The sequence below is a fragment of the Rhizomicrobium sp. genome (genome assembly GCA_037200385.1).
Taxonomy (GTDB): Bacteria; Pseudomonadota; Alphaproteobacteria; order Micropepsales; family Micropepsaceae; genus Rhizomicrobium.
Window position 1 is genome coordinate 4708634 of the sequence record JBBCGL010000001.1, and the last position, 19375, is coordinate 4728008.

Here is a 19375-nt window from a genome sequence, read left to right on the forward strand (position 1 = left end):
CGCGGTCCCCGCTCAGCCACAATTCGCGGAATTTCGGTAACCGGACTTGATGGAATCAGGGCGAGAATGATCATGTCTAATCCTCCCAAGCCGTTGAGCGACCTGGCCGCGGCCCTGGTGCGTCACGTCGAGGATAGCGCCCGCGGGTTCGGCGTTCCCGGTTATGCCGTCGTTGCGCTGTCGCGGGGCATGTCTTACGTCAAATGCGGCGGCGTCTCCTCGCTCGATGCGGGTGGAGAGGTCGGGCCCCGGACCGCTTTCAATATCGCCTCATGCAGCAAGGCGTTCACCTCGGCGCTGGCGGGCCGGGAGGTCGCCGCTGGACGCCTCGACTGGGAGACAAGGATCGACCAGATCCTGCCGGAATTCGATCTGGGCGAGCGCTGGTATACCGGGCAGGTCACGATCCGGGATCTGTGCTCGAATCGAATCGGCTTGTCGAAATCGGGAATCACGGGTTTCGGCGCTCGACCGCAGATGACCGTTTTCGACCTGTTCGATCGCGTCCGCCATGTGAGGCAGGAGCGGGAGTTTCGAACCGAATACCAATATTTCAATCTTGGGCATTCGGCTGCGGCCGCCGCGCTGGGGCGCATAGACGGCGGCGATTTCCTGGCGTCTCTCGCGCGGCAGATATTTCAGCCGTTGGGCATGGAGGGCGCAATCGGCGGCATCGCCGCATCGGCACATCGGTCGCGTCTTGCCTCGGGCCATATGGTGATCGACGAGGCGGTTGCCGATATCGGGCTCGCCACCCACGAACAATATATCGGGGCCGGCCAGCTGTGGCTGACCGCCTCGGATCTCATCCCCTGGCTGCGATGCCAGCTAGCGATGGAGCCCGAGCTCAGCCTGGCGGGCTTGCGGCCTGAAGACATCGCGGAAATGCAACGGGCCCATATCGTGGCCACGCCGCGCGGCGACGACGTTGCCGGTATTGCGTCCACAGAGGGTCTGAAGGCCTATTGCCTGGGTTGGCAGACGGTCGTCGACAAGGGGCTGCGGATCGTCCGTCATGCGGGCGGAGATTTTGGATACGCATCCAATATCATTCTCGTGCCCCAATTCGGGATCGCCGTTGCGGTGCTTTGCAATTTGTTCTCGTATTTCCCGATGAACGTGTCGGAAGACATTGTGGCCTGGCTCACGGGCGCCGATTTGCCGCGTCGCGAGACGGTGGCGCTGGGATCGGAGTTTCCGACACCGGATGCCGTCTATCCCACGAGCGTCTCATCGGCCCGGGGAGCGCTGATCCCGGGAATTTACCGGCATCCGGAAAACGGCCTGCTGCGGGTCGAGGAATCCGGTTCGGATGTTCGCCTGACGTTCGACGATGCGCCGACGTACAACTCCACGGTTGTTCGTGACGAAATGGGGCGTTTGCTGGCTCGCCCGCTGTATTCTCCCGTGTTTACGTTCAGAGGCGGGGAAAACCCGTGGAGCGTAGACGTCGGCGACGCGGAGGCCGTTCGATTCAGCCCCTTGGGCGAATTTCGCGCAAATTCGGAAGACGGAAACAACGCCATATGATCGGAAAGGGAGTTGCTCGCTTCATCGATCCCGTCGTGGCGGCGTTTGCGCTGCCGTCCATTCCGATGGCGATCATGAACTATCCCATCGCGACGATCGTGCCGGTGATCTATGCCAAGCAGTTTTCGATCCCGCTGATCCAGATCGGATTTGTATTTTTCCTTTGCCGGATATTGGACGCGGTGTGCGATCCGGTCATCGGATATCTGTCGGATTTGACCCGCAGCCGTCTGGGAGCGCGCAAGCCCTGGATCATCGGCGGCGCCGCTGTGAGCTGCATGGCCGCGTTTTTGCTCTACCTGCCGCCCGTCACGCCCGGCATCGTGTACTACGCTTCGGCGATGTTCTTCCTGTTCCTGGCCTGGACGGTATTGGAAATTCCCTATGCCGCCTGGGCGGCGGAAATCACGCGGGACTACAATCGCCGTTCCCTGATCCAGGGGTATCGCTCTGCCTTTCAGATGCTGGGCAGCATCATCTTCGCGCTTATTCCATATGCCGCCGCGTCGGGCGTTCCTCATTTCGACCAGCATTTTCTGAATGCCGTGGGCTGGGTGACGCTCATCCTGCTCCCCCTCAGCGTGGCGGTGGCGATGATATTCACGCCTCACACCGGCGTGCCGACCGATCGGGCGATGGAAAATCCACTGCAGGCCCTCGCGGTCGTCGTGGCCAACAAACCGCTTCAGAACTTCCTGGCGACCTTCATCTTGTCCGGGACCGCTTCGGGAATGCAGGCCGCTTTGGGATATCTGTACATGGATAAATATCTCGGGATCGCGAGCTGGTATTCGATCATCCTGCTCCTTTCGCTGTTCGCCAATCTGTTCTCGATCCCGCTGTGGATAGAGCTGGTCCGACGGTTCGGCCGCGAGCGCGCATGGGCGATTGGAACGATAGCGACGTCGATCTGCACTGTTGCAATCATCATGATCCAGCCGTCGGCTCACGCGGCCATTCAATTCGTCGCGGTCTATACGGTGATGTCGATCGCGATGGGCTGTTTGTTGGTTTGCCCCGGCGCGATGATGGGTGACATCATCGATTACGAGACGCTCCGAAGCGGCAAGATGAAAGCGGGGTCCGTCTCCTCGCTTGTTACGCTTGTGGTCAAATTCAACAGCGGGATCGGCGCCGGCTTGGCCCTGACCATCGTCGGCTTCTTCGGATTGGATCTCAGCCGTTCCCAACCCCTGACGACCTCTGCGATTCTCGGATTGAAGTTGGGCGTCGGCGCCATTCCGATCCTGCTCCAGCTGATCAGCGCGTGCCTGATCTGGTGGTTTCCGCTGACCCAGGCGCGGCAGTTGACAATCCGGCGATGGCTGGAGCGATCAGCGGGCCTCAATTCCTTCGAGGTCGTTCCATGAGGTTCTACGTTTCGTGCGACATCGAGGGGATCGTCGGCGTGACCAGCCATGTTCAAGGTGCTCCGGGAGGCCATGAATATGAGAAGGCGAGAGCCTGGATGACCCGCTCGGCGCGGTCGGTGTGCGAGGCGGCCCTTTCCAGCGGCGCAACCGAGCTCGTTTTGGCTGATGGTCACGGCAACGGAATGAATCTTCTGCTGGACGAACTTCCGGAAAATGTCTCCGTCGTGCGCAGCTGGCCGCGCGAGCTGCTGATGATGGAGGGCATTCAGCGCGGGTCGTTCGACGGTGCGTTCCTGATCGGCTACCACAGCTCCGCAACCGAGGCGAACGGCGTGCTGTCGCACACCATATTCGGCAGGCTCATCGCGGGCGTTCGACTGAACGGGCGCGAATGCTCCGAGACCCTCATCAGCGCGGCGACCGCCGGCTGTTTCGGAATTCCGGTTCTCATGGTTTCGGGCGACGACCAGTATGTCGCCAACGCGCAGGCGCTGCTCGGCAATGTCCACGGCGTAGCGGTGAAGCGGGCGGTCTCCTATCAAAGCGTCGAGACCGTGTTGCCGGAAAAGGCTTATGCCTTGCTGCGCGAAGGTGCCGCGCGGGCGATCGAGGATCGCGGGAACGTCAAGCCCTTCGTCGTGCCGGGACCGTTCGAGCTCGAAATAACGTTTCGTCAGCATCTCACGGCCGAGGTGCTTTCGTTGCTTCCGATCTGCGAGCGCACCGGCGCGACATCGGTTGTCTATCGCAGCGATGATTTCCTGGATGTGGTCCGCTTCCTCGTCTTCGTGACGTTCTATAGCCCGACGCCAGGGGCGTAGGCGAAATGCTTGATCGCAATATCGGCAAGGCGAAGATCATCCGGGACCCGAACGGGGTGCCGCACGTCTATGCCGCGACGCGAGTCGACGGACATTTCGGCCTGGGTTACGCCCTGGCGGAGGACTGGCTGCCCGAAATGATGGCACGCTACGCCTGGGCGATCGGGGATACGGCGCGATTGCCGCCGGATCGGATTTTCGAATTGGGAATCCGCGATGCCGCGTTGTCGGATTTCCATGTCGCGCTGTGGAACCACGCGGAAGAGGCGCGGCTCGGGTTCGATCGGCTCGACAAGGTCTGGCAGGACGCCTTATGCGCCTTCAGCGACGGTATCGGTGCCTATGCTGCCGCCAAGCCGCAATCCTGGCCGGAATGGGCACCTCCGTTACAGCCGTGGTTTCCCCTGGCGCTCTCGCGCGCTTTCCTGTGGTTCTTTGCGACACACTCCGCCCTTTCCGCCCTGGGTCGGCACGGCGTCGCAGCCGTCAGAGGGGCCAGCGTGCTGGATATCCTGGATATGGATTTGATGGGATCGTCCAACGCCTGGGTGATCATGCCGGAGCGGACCGCCGACGGTTCACTCATCCACGTGACCGACAGTCACGCGCAGTTTCACGGCGTCGGCCGAATGACGGCATTTCGGATCGATTGCGCCGCGTTCAAGGCGGCGGGAACGACGGTGATCGGCCTGCCTTGGCTGTTGAAGGGGCATTCTCCTTTCACCGCCTGGGGCTGGACCGATGGCGGCAATCGCGTCTCCGATTGCTATTCGATTCGCCTCGACGGCGCGCCCGCTGGTCCGGGCGAAGCGGTTGACGAATCCGCAGGCGATGTGGATCGCTCCGCCGCAGACGGGACCGACGCCTCGATATCAAATCGCATCCGCCATGCCGTTCTCAACGAGGTTCGATCGCCGATCGTGGCCGAGGCGAACGGCGAAGCCTATGCCGTCTGTACGCCCTACATGCATCGCGCCGGAGCGACCGACGCGCTCATGTTCCGCCTCCAGGAAGCGTCCGATCGGCAAAGTGTTCTTGGAATTCTCGAAAGCCTCGATCTTCCGGCGACCAACCTGATCATCGGCACGGCCGACGGCATGGCTCTGTTCGCCAAGCCCGGCCGAATTCCCAAGAGGAACCCTCCCTATGATGGGACAATGGTGGTTCCCGCGGAATGCGAGCGTGGCCGTTGGGCGGGGTTTCACCCGTTCGGATCGCAAGTCCACATCGTCAATCCGAGCGCCGGGTTCGTGCAGAATTGCAACGGCTCGGCGGATGTGATGTTTGACGCCCAGAATGTCGACCCATCGATGTACGCGAAAGAGGTCTTCGGCGACGCACCGGGACTCGATCTATGGCGCAGCAAGAGATTGCGTCATCTTCTCGCGGCGAGTTCGAAGCACGATCTCAATTCCGCGCTGAAGATTCTTCACGACGAGCTTTGGCCCGATGTCCCGCTCTGGAAAGGGCGAATCGCCGCCGCGCGGACGGCATGCAAGCGGGCAGGGGGCGGAACCGACGCGGCCGGGGACGCTTTGCTGGACGCGATTGCACGATTTGATGGTCGAGCGGCGAGGACGTCCCGGGAAGCACTTGTCTTCTATATTGTAATGACGTCCCTGGCCGAAGAGGGAAGCGTGTTGCGAAGTCTGGCCGGCGACGCGGCGCTTGAAACGGCGGAGATGGCCGGTTTCGTGCGCGCCCTTCGAAGCGCCGCTCTGCGCATCGCCGAATTGGATGCGGAATCTCCGGCAACACTGGGAAGCGTCTTTGTCGCCCGGACGGAGGAAGAGGATGTGCCGGTCGGCGGGATCATATTTCGTGCCGACGACGCCAGCTTCACGACGCTTCGGAATATGTTCTGCCGCCCGAGCGGAGCGGGCGGCCGGATGGCTTTGGTCTACGGACAACGCCAACCGCAGCTGACGGTGTTCGGCGCCAAGCCGACCAGCTTCTGGCGATTGCTGAATGGTCGACGCGACGATGCAGGCGTCGCTTTGAATGCGGCGGGTGCGCGCGCAACCGGCGACGGAATCCTGTTTCCGACGCTCTTCGACGAAGATGAGTTGCTCGGCGTCGCGCCGCCGATCTTGGAGATCGACACGCTTCCGGCAGCACAAGAATAGCGGGAAGGGCTGACGCTGTGTGCAGCTGCAAATGGGTCTGCGCAGACTGTTTCTATTGCTTACGGCCCTATCCTATGATTATCGTTCCAAATCGTGATGGGGCTGGGGGTGATGCCGCCCTATTGGCCAAGAGACAGCGGCAGCCGCTTCGGTCCCTGCTCCTTCGGGAGCCGGCCGGGCAACCCTCCCGTTTGTTCGACGTATATCTAACTTACAGGTTTGTTGTCTGCACAGTTCTTGGCCGGCGCCAGGCAAGAATGGGAGAAAAACGTTGGCAAGCTCAGCGGCAAGCATCAAGGCGAACAGGAAGCGGACCGAACCGCGAATTCCCCAGCAGGCGCGCAGCGTCGAGACGCGGCTCAGGCTGATGATGGCGACGATCGACAGTCTGCTGGAGGTTGGATATTCGAGAACGACGACAGCCGAGATCGTTCGTCGCTCGGGGGTCGGGCGTGGAACCTATTTGCATCATTTCGCGACGCTGGAAGAAACGATGGTCAGCGCCATTTCGTATCTTCGGACCATGCGCGTGCGGGAGATCGAAAGGGCGGCATCCGGACTGGCTTCGGGAGATCGAAGTCAGCGGCTATTGAATTTGATCTATCGGACGGCCTACGGCGATTTGTTCTTCGTGCAGCTCGAATTCTTCAACGCCGCGCGCACGGATAAGAAGATCCGCCAGGCCTGCAAGAATTCCAGCGCCGAGACGGCCATCGTCCTCAGCAAGACGTTCGAGGACTTCTACGGCGCCGAAGCGATGAAGAACGCTCGCCTTAGAGACCTTCTCGAGGCGGCCTTGGATGTGATGCGTGGATTGTCGCTGATGTCGATCGTGCGCGGCGCCGCGGTGAGCCGCCAGATATGGGAGGCGATCGGTCCGACCTTGGCACATCTCATTGAAGATTGTGTCGCGCAACATGCCGCCGGGGCGATCGCCAAGCCGAACGGCAACGCAAGAAAGGTCAAATCACGATGACGACAGTCGCATGCATCGGCGCCGGTGTCATCGGCCGAAATTGGGCCGCGCTTTGCGCCACGAAGGGTCACGATGTCCGGGTCTATGATGCCGACCGCGGTGCGGCGCTTTCGGCGCGGGAGCGGATCGTCGAGACGTTGTCGGCGACCGGTTCCCAAAGCGTCGCGCTGGGCGCACAAGAGCGCATACGGGTTGTCGATACGATCGGGGAGGCAATGCTCGATGCCGCCGTGGTTCTCGAAGCCGTCGCCGAGGACTTGTCGGTCAAGCGATCGGTGCTGGCGATGTTCGAAACGTGCGGCAGTCCAAGCGGGTTGTTCCTGAGTTCGACCTCGACTTTTCGTTGCGGGGACATAGCGGAAGGCAGCGCTGCGAGCGACCGGTGCCTTGTCGCCCATCCGCTCAATCCTCCCCATCTTATTCCGTTGGTGGAGATCGTGCCGGGCGCGGAAACGAGCGCGGAAACCGTGCAGAGCGCGCGGGACTTCCTTCAGCAGCTCGGGCAGACGGTAATCGCACTCAAGCGCGACGTGTCCGGCTTTGCCACCAATCGCCTGCAGCTCGCCGTCTTGGCTGAGGCGCTATGGTTGGTGCAGGAAGACATCGTCGATCCTGCGGACATCGACCTGGCGATACGGGACGGTTTGGGATTGCGTTGGGCGACCAGTGGTCCGTTCGAAACGCTTCACCTCAATGGATCGGGCTCTTTTGCCGACTATCTGTCGAAGGCAATCCCGGTGCTTTGGCCCCTGATGGAGGAGCTGCGGCAGCCTTTCGCTTTGGAGGACGACACAATCAAGCGCATAGCGGATTTTAGAGACAGCAAGGTGTCCCCTGCGGAGATCGTGGAGGCAAAAGCGCGGCGCGGTCGGCTTCTCCAGCGCCTGCAACCGATATTGAATCCAAATCGGATTTGATTGCCGGCCGCTTGCAGACTCCGATCGCGATACGCGCCGGCGGCGCGGATGCCGTTCGTACGCCAAGCGATCGTCCATTTTCGAGTCGAACGGGCGGCGGTCGCACTTTGTTGCATCAGGCGAAGCAGCGTGTGACGCCGATGCGGTCTGTTGCACAAACAGTCAGTGTTGACTAATATCGCCGGTATCGGATGACCGCAACGTGCTTGCGCCACGCGACGTCCCGCTGCGAGCTCGATCCTCGAATATTCGTGCCGAGGGCGAGCCGCAGGGGCGCGCGATCGGCGCTCCGAACTGGAGAATGATTGTGAGAACCGCTGGAAAAGTGATCATAACCTGTGCCGTTACCGGTTCGGTTCACACGCCAACGATGTCGGAATATCTTCCGGTCACCGCTGACGAGATCGTCGCACAGTCGGTTGCCGCCGCGGAGGCGGGCGCAGCCATCATCCATCTGCATGCGCGCGAACCGAAAGACGGCCGCCCATCGCAGGATGAAGCCCTGTACATGCGGTTTCTTCCACGCATAAAGCAAGCGACGGACGCGGTCCTGAATATCACCACCGGCGGCGGACTTGGGATGACGCTGGAACAGCGGCTTGCGCCGGCACACCGTGCCAAGCCGGAACTGGTCTCGCTGAACATGGGCTCGATGAATTTCGGGATCTTCGATCTCGCCAAGAAATACGATGCCTGGAAACACGACTGGGAGAAGCCGTATCTGGAAGCGACGGCGGACATGATCTATCCCAACACTTTCGCGATGATCGAACGCGTGATTCATGAGGTCGGCGAAGCGTACGGCACTCGGTTCGAGTTCGAGTGCTATGACGTGGGACACCTCCATACGTTGGCCCATTTTGTCGATCGAAAGCTGCTGAAGCCGCCTTTTCTCATTCAGTGCATCCTCGGCGTGCTGGGCGGGATCGGTGCCGATCCCGACCATCTCATGCACATGCGCCAGACCGCTGATAAATTGTTCGGTGAGGACTACTTCCTCTCGTGCATAGCCGTCGGCAAACACCAGATGCCGTTCCTGACATTGTGCGCAACAATGGGAGGCTGCGTGCGCGTCGGCCTCGAAGACAGTCTGTATATCGGCCGCGGCCAGCTCGCGGAGAGCAACGCCCAGCAGGTCGCAAAGATCCGTCGCATTTTGGAAGAGCTCGGCCACCAGATTGCCACGCCGGCGGAAGCGCGCGCCATGCTGGATCTGAAAGGCGCCTCAAATGTCGCCTTCTGAGCTGGGCTCGGAGGCCATCAGGGTAACGGGCGCCGCGGACAACCCCGGGGCGGCTGGCGTTCGGTTGCGGTTTCGCCCTCCGCCGCGGCTGCCGTTTTGCAGACGTCGGCTTGTATCCGGCCAAGGGCAATGCGCTCGAAGCCTTGATTTCGGACAGCGCAACGGTCGAGTTGATCTCCTGTACGCCGGGGGGGGGGACAGTCGTTCGAAGAAAAACCTCTCATAGGCGTTGACGTCGGCCGTGACGATACGCAGGAGGACATCGATTTCGCCCAGCATGACATAGCATTCCAAAACTTCGGGGAACGATTGCACGGCCTTCGAGAACTCGGCGAGATGGGTTCGTCCATGCGCGGACAGTTTGACCCGCGCGAAAATTTGGGCATTGAGACCGGACTTCTCGCGATCGAGGATCGCGATCTCGTGCCTCATGTAGCACTCGTCCTTGAGCCTTTGGACACGCCGCTAACAGGGCGACTGCGACAGCCCGACTCTGTCCGCCAGTTCGGCTGCGGAGGGCGAGCAATCGTGCTGCGGCACATCGAGCTGCTCAAGGGCAATGGCGTCGAGCCTACTGAGCATGAACGAACCCCAAATTCGGTTATTTGCCGCATTGTCATGCACGTAAATTGGGAATTGGGGCAAGAAAGCCAAAAGACTGTTTTTACAGTTCGATAGTGTGTTTTGATGGGATCGCGCCTTTTCAAGCCGCAGAGTGCCAAAATTTTCGTGAGCCTCAGTGCGGAGCCTGGAACGCTCGCGCGGGTGTTGCAGATCTTTACCGTCGCCGGTCTTGTGCCGGCGGCGCTTACGCTGCGCTCACGGTCCGCGGGCAAATCCCTCTTTGTCGCGGAATTTCCGGGTTTGGAGCCGGCGAAGGCCCGCTTTCTGATTGCGAAACTTTCGGGAATGCCCTGCGTCCGGCGCGCAAGGATGTCGATCGCAAAGGATCGCATCGGAGCTGGTGGCGTGGGATGTGCGGGCTGACAGCCAATGATGCTGCAATGACAAGAGTCGGACCCCTGCCCGCTCCTGGATGAAGGAAGCGCTCCTGCTCCAAATGTGGGGTCCGTGACGAGCAGAGTTCGAAGCAGTTGGTGCCCTGTACCATTCCATTTCGATAAAACTCCGAACCTCCATTCGCCGGCGCGAACGACGCCGATTGCGGCGGCATTGGGCGTGTGCCCGGTCTCCGGTCCTGTGGCGGAGACTCAAAGTTCGGGGAATTTTTGCGCCATCCCGCCGCCGGTCTCCATCTCCAGGTCGGAGACCTCCACTTCGGCCCGAACTGGAGGTCGGAGTTCGTGCCTGGGCGGGTTGGGTCGATCGAACTGTGCTCCCGACAAGCAAGAATATCAGGGACAAAAACAGGGAAGAATCTCTGTTGAGCGCAAGTTTGGTGCGCCAGCGTGTCGGGAAAGCCCCATTCCACGGGCACCTGTTCGACTTTGCACCTGATATCGCCCTCGAAAAAACAGGGAAGACGCGGTGCGATACCAGGGAGAGAAATTCAGATAACAGGGAAGATTGCCCCTCACATCCCCTGTTTTTGGCGCGCCGTACCACTCGGCAGAAACACTGCCTCTTTTGACCGCTACCGACCCGTCTTGGACATTGACGACGTCCGCTGTTGGAGCGAAATTCGTTGATGGAAAAGGTCTTGTGCGTCTGTCTGGCCAATAGCAGCCGCAGCCCGATGATGCAGGCTGTTCTGCAACAGCACCTAGGCGGGGCCTTTCAGGTCGAGAGTGCTGGCGTTCGCAGGGAGGGGGCGGGACTTGGCGCGAACCAGAGGTCCATCCTGTGCATGAACGAGCGTGGTATCGACCTGACCGGCCACACGAGGCGTCATATCGGCGAACTTGATCTCAGTCAGTACTCTTGGATCATCTGCGCCGGCCCGGATGAGGCCGAGAATGTCCGCGCCGCTATCGGCGATGCATCGAAAACCATTCTTGTTGCCAACGCGGAGAGCGGCGGCATTCCCGATCCCTATGAATTTGGACTGCAGGGGTATCGGGACTGCTTGGCACTTCTGGACGTGGTCATGCCCGAAATTGCCCGACAGATCACTTCTCCCTGAGCTTTCCGGAATTTAGGGCTCTGGGTCCGCTCACCGCCTGCCTCGGCCGTTCGGTGAAACGCTCGCTAGAAATATATCCTCGTAGTCGCCGCTTCAGAAGAACACGTACGACCGCACCACGACGTTCTTACGGCATCTTGCATTCGCGGGTGCGGTCGGGTCGACACAAGCCGTATGGAAGGACCACCGTGAGACGGAGCCGTCGGTGACCGAGTCGTAGCATTTGAGGATCGAGACCTCGTTGGGCTTCTGCTGCGGGAACCAATACCACTCATGGTCGGGCCTGTAGGTGAAGCGCGTGGTCTCGCCGACGCGGTCGTCGTAGATTCGGTAGTTGGTGATGTAAGGCTGGTCGGCGAAGGAGGGCCAGGCGCAGAGCACGAACGGAAATTGCTCGACCGTCTCCATCGGCTTGGCGAGATTGATCGACATGAAGCGGCGCGACATCTTCCTGTCGGCCTCCTCATTGGTGTACTGCATCTCGCGTCCGAAGTTACGCAGGTTCTTGGTAAGCAGCTCGCGACAGCGCACGCGGCCGCTGTTATCGTTCAGATCGTTGTGCACGAGGTTGGCATAACCTGCGTTCACGCCCGGATTCTTTTTCTCCTGATCCTCCGTTCGGTCGCCCGTGTAGTCCTTGTCGAAGACGTCGTGATTATAGACCAGCACATCGGTCGCGCCGGGGAAGAACTCAAGAAGCAGTTTCTCGATCTCGGGATAGAACACGCGCTCTACCTCCGCCGAATCGTAAAAGTTGGTGCATTTGGATTCGAGGTGCGCCAGGGACACGCCAAGCCGGTCCATGCATTCCGGGCTAGTGGGTGAGAGCCCCGGATAGTATTCACCGATGCGCCGCGCGTCACGCATCGTCTGCGGGAAGTACAAAGACAGCCGCCCACTGTCCTTCTCGTTCTTACGCAGAAGCATCGCCGTGCCGGCGCGCTCTGGATCGCGCCATACGGCGTTGGACGAAACAACCGAGTAGTTCGGCCGCTCATGGACCGAGTAGGGCAAGGGCAGCGCTAGACCGCCGTCCGGCGCCTTGATGCCCTTGGCGCGAATGTAATCGAGACACGCGTCGTAACTGCGAAATCCGAGGCCCCATTTGGTCTCGATAGGCCCCGGAGGCGCATTTGCGATCGTGTCGATGACACGTTGAACCTCGCCCGTGGCGATCTCGTTGAGCGCGTCATTGAACGCCGCCGTCGTGCCTGCGTCGCCATCGCGTTCCAGCGACACATAGGAGAGGCCGCCATTCGCGGCGATCGGCGGCTGCTGGCCTTGCGTTCGCTGAAGCGGCGGCACGTACGCCGACGACACACGCTTGGCCGTCGTGGACGAATTGTTAGGCGCGATATCGCGTTGAGCCATGGCGCATCCCCAACTTGGCAGTTTCTAACGTCCACGGCGGAACAGTGCCCACCCGGCACCGCACATGATAGTGTGACAATACATATCATGTCTATCAAATTGGTAGTGTATAGGCCATTTGGGTGCTAGCGTTCGGCGGCGAAGAGACAACGTGGGCAGCCATCACATGCCATTGGTTTCGACACCGGAAACGTACCGCCATGAGTAGCGCGGCGGAGTTCCTCTGGTACATTCCCAATCAAATCACGCCTGGACATCGCGGCGATTCTGCCGGCGACAGCCATAACAGCCTGGATACCCTCACGAGCCACGCCAGGGCGCTGGAGGATCATGGCTGGAAAGGCGCGCTGATCGGCGCCGGTTGGGGACGGCCTGACACCTTTACCGTTGCGACCGCACTTACCGCGCGGACGACAAGTTTCGAACCCTTGATTGCCATCCGTCCGGGATATTGGAGGCCTGCCAACTTTGCCTCGGCCGCTGCCACCCTCGATCACCTTTCCGGCGGCCGGGTGCGTATCAACATTGTTTCCGGCCAGGACAACCTGGCGGCCTATGGCGATACCGAAGGCGACCAAGCACAGCGCTATGCCCGCACAAAGGAGTTTATGCGGCTGGTCCGCCGGCTCTGGACCGAAGAGAATGTCACCTTCTCGGGCGAGCATTTCCAGGTGACCGGCTCGACCGTACAGCCACGCCTTGCTGCGCGGGGAGAGCGCAAGCACCCCAGGCTTTACTTCGGCGGCGCGTCGGATGCGGCCGAACAGGTGTCGGCGACCGAAGCCGATGTCCAACTCTTCTGGGGTGAGCCGCTGGATGGCGTGCGCGGGCGCATCGAGCGCCTCAAGACGTTAAGCAAGCAGTTGGACCGCGATTTGCCGCCGCTGGAATTCGGCTTGCGCATCACCACCTTCGTCCGCGACACCACCGAGCAGGCTTGGGCCGATGCGGAAGCAAGGATCGCCGAAATGGCCAAGAAGGCGGAGGGCGGCCTCGATTATCACCGCCGCTCGGTCGCGGTGGGCCAGCAGCGGCTGCTGAACCTGCAGGCGCAGGGCGATGTGCTGGACGACAATCTCTACACCGCACCGGGCAAGTTCGGCGGCGGCGGCGCCGGTACAACCTGGTTGGTCGGCTCGGCGGCGGATGTCGCGCGTTCATTGAAGAAGTACCGCGACCTGGGCATTTCATATTTCGTGCTGTCCGACACGCCCTATTTGAACGAGATCAAGCGACAGGGCGACCAGTTGCTTCCCCTGTTGCGCGACTGACGGCGATGACTGCACACGAGGCTACCGAGTCCTTGCTGTGGGCGCGCAACCGCGACCCAAGCGGTCCTGTCGTCGGCCCCTGGAACGATGTTGTTGCGGGCCTGGTCGATCACCGCTCCGTGCGCGATTTCGCTTCTACCCCGCTGCCGCCGGGATTGGTGGAGACACTGGTGGCCGCAGCACAGTCCGCCGCCAGTTCTTCCAACCTGCAGACCTGGAGCGTGGTGGCAGTGGAAGACCCGGACCGCAAAGTACGGCTGAGCGTACTGGCCGGGAATCAGGCTTTCATCCGTCAGGCGCCTCTGTTCCTGGTCTGGCTGGCGGATCTATCGCGCAACGAGCGCGTGGCAGCCGAGCGTCAGATCAAGCTGGAAGCGATCGATTACCTCGAGACGCTGTTCATCGGCATCATCGACGCGGCACTGGCGGCGCAGAACGCGGTGGTGGCGCTGGAATCGCTGGACCTCGGCGCCGTTTATGTCGGCGCCATTCGCAACAAGCCGGAACAGGTGGCTGCCGAGCTCGGACTGCCCCCGCGCGTGATGCCGGTGTTCGGCATGGCTGTCGGCTATCCCGACCCGGCGGTGTCCAACGCCGTTAAGCCGCGCTTGCCGCAGCGGGCGGTGTTGCATCGCGAACAGTATGACAAGACTCCGCAGCCCGAGGCGGTGCTGCACTACGACGTCCAGATGAGCGATTTCCAGCGCGAGCAGAATATCGACGTGATCGGCTGGCTGGGCCGAACCATCCCGCGGCTGAAAAGCGTGAAGTCGCTGGCGGGGCGCGACCGCATGCGTGAGGCACTGGCCAATCTCGGCTTCGAGCTGCGGTGAATGCAATAACTCAGCGCGTGCGGGGCCAGACGGCGCGGAAGCCGCCGCGGTTGGGCATTTTCACGGCCGCAAGATTGGCCGGGCCAAGCACCGCATCGCGGGCCACGATCTTGTCCACGGACAGGATGTAAGCGCATAGCGCATACGCCTCGTTGGCATTCAGGCTGCGCGGCTGATTGATCGGCATGGCGACGCGGATATAGCCGAACAAGGTTGTGGCATAGGGCCAGTAGCTGGCGACGGTGCGCAGCGGATGGGGCGTCGTCAGCGAGCCGATGCCGCCAGTCAGGCGATCCGCGGGTTTGCCCACGCCTTCTTCGCCATGGCACATGGCACAGCGCGCCGCGAAAATGGCTTGCCCTTCGCGAACGCTGCCATGGCCCGGCGGCAGGTTGCCGCCGTCGCGGCCCGGTAGAATGTCCCAGGCCGCCATGCGGCCGGGGTTGGCGGGCTCCCCCAGGTGCGGACGCGGCGGCGCGGCGAGGGCTATGCCGCAGAAGAGGGCCAGGAGCAGGGCGGGGATCAGACTACGCATAGACGTTGTGGACCTTGCCATCGGCTTCGACCCGCCAGCTTTGGACGGCGTTGTAGTGGTAGCTCTGGCCGGGCGCGAACCGTGCCACCCATGCCGCGTGACTCGGCTGATGATGGCCGGCGCTGTCGACGGCCCGGCTTTGCAGCAGGGCAGGCGCGCCGTCCCACGCCCAATCCAAGCGGAAACGCGTGAGGCATTGCGGCAGGATCGGGCCGGACAGTTCGGCCTTCCGCCAATGCCGCGCGCCATCCGTCGTGATCTCGACGCTGCGTATGGCGCCATGGCCGGACCAGGCGAGGCCGGTGATCTGCTGATAGCCGGGCTTGAGCGCCATTCCGACCGATGGGGTCACGATCACCGATTTGACCGGCATGATGAAATCGAACTGCCGGGCGGTACCATCCGGTTGAAGCTGGGTGTACTTTGAAGTCTCCTCGCGGGTGAAGACCGGTTCTTTCACCAGCTTCAGGCGCTGCAGCCACTTGATGTTCAGATTGCCTTCCCAGCCCGGCATGAAAAGCCGCACGGGATAACCCTGTTCGGGACGCAGGCGCTCGCCGTTCTGGTACAATGCCAGCAGGCCATGCTCATAGACCGGTCTAAGCGGCAGGCTGCGTGCCATGGAAGCCGCGTCGCCGCCTTCGGCCACGATCCAGGCGGCATCGGGCCGAACACCGGCTTCATCGAGCAACACCTTTACCGGAACGCCGGTCCATTCACTGCAGGAGACCAGTCCGTGGATCAGGTCCACCGAGGTCTGCGGGGGCACCGCGGCGGCGTTGGCGCCGCTGTTACCGCCGCATTCCAGGAAAGCAATGCGGCTGACGCGAGGATAGCGCAGCAGTGCCGCAATCGAAAATTCCAGCGGCTGCTCGACCAGCCCGTGCAGAAGAAGCCGATGTGTGGTGGGGTCGATCTGCGGCACGCCAGCATGGTGCCGCTCATAATGCAGCCCGCTCGGCGTGATGATGCCGTCCAGCTTGTGCAAGGGCGTGCGGGACGAGGCGGTGCCGGGCGAAATCTGCGGCGCGAGGGGTGTGGCCAGCCGTTTCACGTCCGATTCCTGCGGAGCCGGCGCGCCATAAGGAGCGCCCGGCTGCGCTGGCGTCGTCATGGCGGGGGTGATGAAGTTCTCTGCGCGAGCGGCCACTGGGACCACGGCACCCAGCATGCCGGCTTTGAGAAGATCGCGGCGATTGGTTTTACGCATCATGGCCCATGGGAGAATAAACGCGCCGACCCGCCAGGTTCAGGCGGCTCTTAGACGAGATATACTATATCAAATCGATATAGTAACGCCACGCGTTGTCGACGACGCATCCTCGGACGAGGTCCTTCGATGGTTGGCATGGCGGCCTTGTACATGGCGCATTTCCGCTTGATCTCGCATGGTCGCAACGCTTCCTACAACAGACGGAAACGCCAAGCCCATTGACTCGATACCGTTCAATATATACCGGTTTACTAGAGTATGAATTTGTGCGGGGATGCGGCGCGGGATTTGTAGGCTCAAGTAGAAGCGGCGTTGGCGCTTGCCGATGCCATGGCGATGGCCATCGCGAGCACTATGCGCGCGGCGGCTTGAGCCGGCTGCCACGCTTGTTCGCCACGGCCCGCCCATACCTTCGCACCAGCGTTACCGTAGAGGGGCAATGATGATGCGTTCCGTTTTTCTCCGGGTTCTGCTCGGGACCACCGCGGTTTTGGCCGTACCATCCGTTGCCTGGGCGGCCGATGGGTCGAATGGCACGATCCGAATTGCTGCAGCGGACACTACGCAAGTTGCCGCGAACCTATCGTTGCCGTCCGGCAACCAGGCAGTTGAGACCGTCGTCGTGACCGCGCGACGCCGCGCGGAAAACAGTCAGGACGTTCCGGTATCGCTGCAGGCGATCAGCGGCAAGACGCTGGAACGTAAAGGCACCATCGACTTGCAGAGCCTCATCGCCCAGACTCCGGGCTTGAACTCGACGGGCGGCAATCCGCGCAATTTCTCGGTGTTGATCCGCGGTATCGGCTATGCGCCCACCGCCGCCGACGGTCTCGACAACGCGATCGGCGTCTATATCGACGGCGTCTATCAGGCCCGCCCCGGGCAGGTGCTGCAGGATCTGGTCGATGTCGGCAGCTTCGAAGTATTGCGTGGCCCACAGGGCACATTGTTCGGACGCAATGCCGCGGCCGGCGCGCTGAACATCACCACCAACAAGCCCAGTTTCACGCCCAGCGAATCTTTCGAGGTGTCGGCCGGCAATTACAGTTTCTTCCAGGGCAAGGCGGTCCTCACGGGTCCGATCACCGACGATATCGCCTATCGCACCGTGATCTATGGCACCAGCGCCGACGGCTGGTTGCCCACGCCCTTCAAGGTCAGCTTTAAGAATGCGGCAACGCAGGAAGGCATTTATGCCCCGACCGCCAGCAACCAGACTGTGACGGGGGGCACGGGACGCTGGGGCCTTCGTCAGCAATTCCTCATCACGCCCAACGACAAACTGAGCATCAATATCACCGGCGATCTGATAGTCGAGAACGACAGCTCAGCCGGCTTCAGCTCCGGCGGCGGAATCACGACGCTTTTCGGCCCCGGCAACTGGGGAATCAACACGACGGCCGCACAACGGACAACCGTCACGAATGCCTTGACGGCGCTGGCCAACTTGAGAAGCTATGGCGGGGTGCAGAACTGGGTTCCGGCGGTCAATCCCTATGTCGACATCACCAACAATAATAACCGCACGCGCACGACGAACGGCGGAGTGTCGATCACGGCCGATTACAATCTCGATTGGGCAACCCTGACCTCGATCAGTGCCTGGCGCATGTGGGATTTCCATCCGCCGCAGGACAGCGACGCCTCGCCGCTCGATATCTATGATAACGAGGCGATCAGCCGCGACGATCAGTTCAGCGAGGAAGTGCGCCTAGCCTCCAACAGCGGCGGTTCTATCGAGTGGCAGACTGGCATTTTCCTCTGGTATTCCAAGCTCAATGATCACTACCAAATCCACCAGTTCGGCGCCGATGTGATTCCCTGGTACGATGCCTATAAAGCCGTGATCGGCACTCCTGTTTCTGCCACCTTTGCACCCATTCCGATTTCTTTCGCCTCGCAGCTGACTGGCGCGCAGATCATCGAAAATACAACGGTGCAGAATCAGGATGCGGCCGTGTATGGCCAGGCAACCTGGCATATCGACGATCAATTCGATCTGACCGGCGGGCTACGGTACACCTATGACCGCAAGAGCGGCGGAAGCCCGGTCGATACAAGTCGTCTACCCCAGACCCTTCCCGCCGGCGTGACGAACGCCCAGCTGAACACGTTCTACAACGCAATCGGCGCGGTCTTCAGGAATCCGGGTGTCGTTTACTCGACGCCCGGCTACCCGGCTGGCGCCGCGACCTCAGGTTATCCTCTCAACGCGTCGACATCGTCCGGCAATGTTTCCGGCTCAGCCAGCCTGTCGTACAAAATCACGCCCGACATATTGGCCTATGTCGCTTTCAGTAACGGATTTCAGGCCGGCGGTCTGGATCTCAACAATGGCTCGGCCATCGCTTCGCAGGTGGCCGTCAATCCCACGACCACGGACAACTACGAAATCGGCGTCAAATCCGAACTGTTTGATGATCGCCTGGTTCTCAATATCACGGCTTATAACGAGGTTCTCTACGGCTTCCAGACGTCCATCTCCTATCTGCTGCCCAATGGCACCACGTACAGAGGCGCCACCAATGCCGGCAATATCCGCGCTCGCGGCATCGAGTGGGACGCGACGGCTGTTCTGGGGGATGGAGTTGGGGTGACCTTTGATGGAGCCTACAACGATGCCATTTATCAGAAGGCGCCTTCGCTGCCCGCCCCGGCGGAATTGAGCTACAACGGCGTGTCGACCGTCAACGCCACGGGACAGGTGGCACCCTTTTCGCCCAAGCTGTCCTTGGCAGTGACCCCGTCCTGGGATTTTCAGATCGGGCCGGATGCAGAATTTTACAGCTATGCGCAGTATTCCTACACAAGCGATTACAGTACGGGCGTAACCCAGTCGATCTATACGCAGGTGCCGGGGCAATCCAACCTCAATCTGCGGGCGGGCGTGCTGCTGGACGAAGGCAGATATGATGTTTCCATCTTTGCCAACAATGCTCTCGATGCGAGAAATATCGCCTCACAAGCGCTGTTGGCAGCACCGTCAGGCGCGGGCGTCACGGCCTATCTCGGCCAGACCGTTTCCTACAACCCGCCGGCGAGGTACGGCATTACGTTGAGGGCAAAATTCTGATGCCACAATG

General features: G+C 61.2%; 17 protein-coding genes. 12 read left to right on the plus strand and 5 right to left on the minus strand.

The window, feature by feature from the left end; genetic code table 11:
• Positions 1 to 72: 72 nt before the first annotated feature.
• From WDM91_22640 to WDM91_22670, 7 genes are all read left to right on the plus strand, one after another.
• Entirely contained in the window at positions 73 to 1530 is a 1458-nt protein-coding gene (locus WDM91_22640) for a serine hydrolase domain-containing protein (protein MEI9997410.1), read from the plus strand.
• Positions 1527 to 2900: an MFS transporter gene (locus tag WDM91_22645; protein MEI9997411.1), complete on the plus strand. Its 1374-nt coding sequence runs from the start codon at positions 1527 to 1529 to the stop codon at positions 2898 to 2900. Before WDM91_22640 ends, WDM91_22645 begins: the two co-directional genes overlap by 4 nt.
• On the plus strand, positions 2852 to 3724 hold the full coding sequence (locus WDM91_22650; protein ID MEI9997412.1) for a M55 family metallopeptidase: 873 nt from the start codon (positions 2852 to 2854) through the stop codon (positions 3722 to 3724). Before WDM91_22645 ends, WDM91_22650 begins: the two co-directional genes overlap by 49 nt.
• A 5-nt stretch (positions 3725 to 3729) precedes the next feature.
• Complete coding sequence (locus tag WDM91_22655; protein MEI9997413.1) at positions 3730 to 5850, plus strand: penicillin acylase family protein; 2121 nt, start codon at positions 3730 to 3732, stop codon at positions 5848 to 5850.
• 271 nt (positions 5851 to 6121) lie between these two features.
• A complete protein-coding gene (locus tag WDM91_22660) occupies positions 6122 to 6826 on the plus strand; it encodes a TetR/AcrR family transcriptional regulator (GenBank protein ID MEI9997414.1) in 705 nt (234 codons plus the stop codon).
• Complete coding sequence (locus WDM91_22665) at positions 6823 to 7743, plus strand: 3-hydroxyacyl-CoA dehydrogenase NAD-binding domain-containing protein (protein MEI9997415.1); 921 nt, start codon at positions 6823 to 6825, stop codon at positions 7741 to 7743. The genes WDM91_22660 and WDM91_22665 overlap by 4 nt, the downstream gene beginning before the upstream one ends.
• Positions 7744 to 7945: 202 nt before the next feature.
• On the plus strand, positions 7946 to 8986 hold the full coding sequence (locus WDM91_22670; GenBank protein MEI9997416.1) for a 3-keto-5-aminohexanoate cleavage protein: 1041 nt from the start codon (positions 7946 to 7948) through the stop codon (positions 8984 to 8986).
• On the opposite strand, the gene WDM91_22675 is transcribed toward WDM91_22670, so the two are convergent.
• Complete coding sequence (locus WDM91_22675; GenBank protein ID MEI9997417.1) at positions 8969 to 9418, minus strand: Lrp/AsnC ligand binding domain-containing protein; 450 nt, start codon at positions 9416 to 9418, stop codon at positions 8969 to 8971. The two genes, WDM91_22670 and WDM91_22675, sit on opposite strands and share 18 nt — an antisense overlap.
• 33 nt (positions 9419 to 9451) lie before the next feature.
• Entirely contained in the window at positions 9452 to 9568 is a 117-nt protein-coding gene (locus WDM91_22680; GenBank protein ID MEI9997418.1) for an Lrp/AsnC family transcriptional regulator, read from the minus strand.
• A 105-nt stretch (positions 9569 to 9673) separates the two neighbouring features.
• Between WDM91_22680 and WDM91_22685 the strand changes: the two genes are divergently transcribed.
• Together WDM91_22685 and WDM91_22690 are read left to right on the plus strand one after the other, a co-directional pair.
• Entirely contained in the window at positions 9674 to 9973 is a 300-nt protein-coding gene (locus WDM91_22685; protein ID MEI9997419.1) for a hypothetical protein, read from the plus strand.
• Positions 9974 to 10634: 661 nt separating this feature from the next.
• Positions 10635 to 11069, plus strand: a complete 435-nt coding sequence (locus WDM91_22690; protein ID MEI9997420.1) for a low molecular weight phosphatase family protein — start codon at positions 10635 to 10637, stop codon at positions 11067 to 11069.
• A 93-nt stretch (positions 11070 to 11162) separates the two neighbouring features.
• Here the strand turns inward: WDM91_22690 and WDM91_22695 are convergent, their stop codons facing one another.
• Positions 11163 to 12440, minus strand: a complete 1278-nt coding sequence (locus WDM91_22695; protein MEI9997421.1) for a CmcJ/NvfI family oxidoreductase — start codon at positions 12438 to 12440, stop codon at positions 11163 to 11165.
• A 200-nt stretch (positions 12441 to 12640) separates the two neighbouring features.
• Here WDM91_22695 and WDM91_22700 point away from each other — a divergent pair, with 200 nt between their 5' ends.
• Entirely contained in the window at positions 12641 to 13711 is a 1071-nt protein-coding gene (locus WDM91_22700; GenBank protein ID MEI9997422.1) for an LLM class flavin-dependent oxidoreductase, read from the plus strand.
• A 32-nt stretch (positions 13712 to 13743) separates the two neighbouring features.
• The gene (locus tag WDM91_22705) at positions 13744 to 14544 is read left to right on the plus strand and encodes an NADPH-dependent oxidoreductase (protein ID MEI9997423.1); all 801 of its coding nucleotides are present in this window, start codon (positions 13744 to 13746) and stop codon (positions 14542 to 14544) included.
• A gap of 10 nt (positions 14545 to 14554) precedes the next feature.
• On the opposite strand, the gene WDM91_22710 is transcribed toward WDM91_22705, so the two are convergent.
• Together WDM91_22710 and soxC are read right to left on the minus strand one after the other, a co-directional pair.
• Entirely contained in the window at positions 14555 to 14977 is a 423-nt protein-coding gene (locus WDM91_22710) for a cytochrome c (GenBank protein ID MEI9997424.1), read from the minus strand.
• A gap of 94 nt (positions 14978 to 15071) precedes the next feature.
• Positions 15072 to 16292, minus strand: a complete 1221-nt coding sequence (gene soxC, locus WDM91_22715) for a sulfite dehydrogenase (GenBank protein ID MEI9997425.1) — start codon at positions 16290 to 16292, stop codon at positions 15072 to 15074.
• Positions 16293 to 16731: 439 nt separating this feature from the next.
• On the opposite strand from soxC, the gene WDM91_22720 reads away from it, so the two are divergent.
• The gene (locus tag WDM91_22720) at positions 16732 to 19365 is read left to right on the plus strand and encodes a TonB-dependent receptor (protein MEI9997426.1); all 2634 of its coding nucleotides are present in this window, start codon (positions 16732 to 16734) and stop codon (positions 19363 to 19365) included.
• Positions 19366 to 19375: the final 10 nt, after the last annotated feature.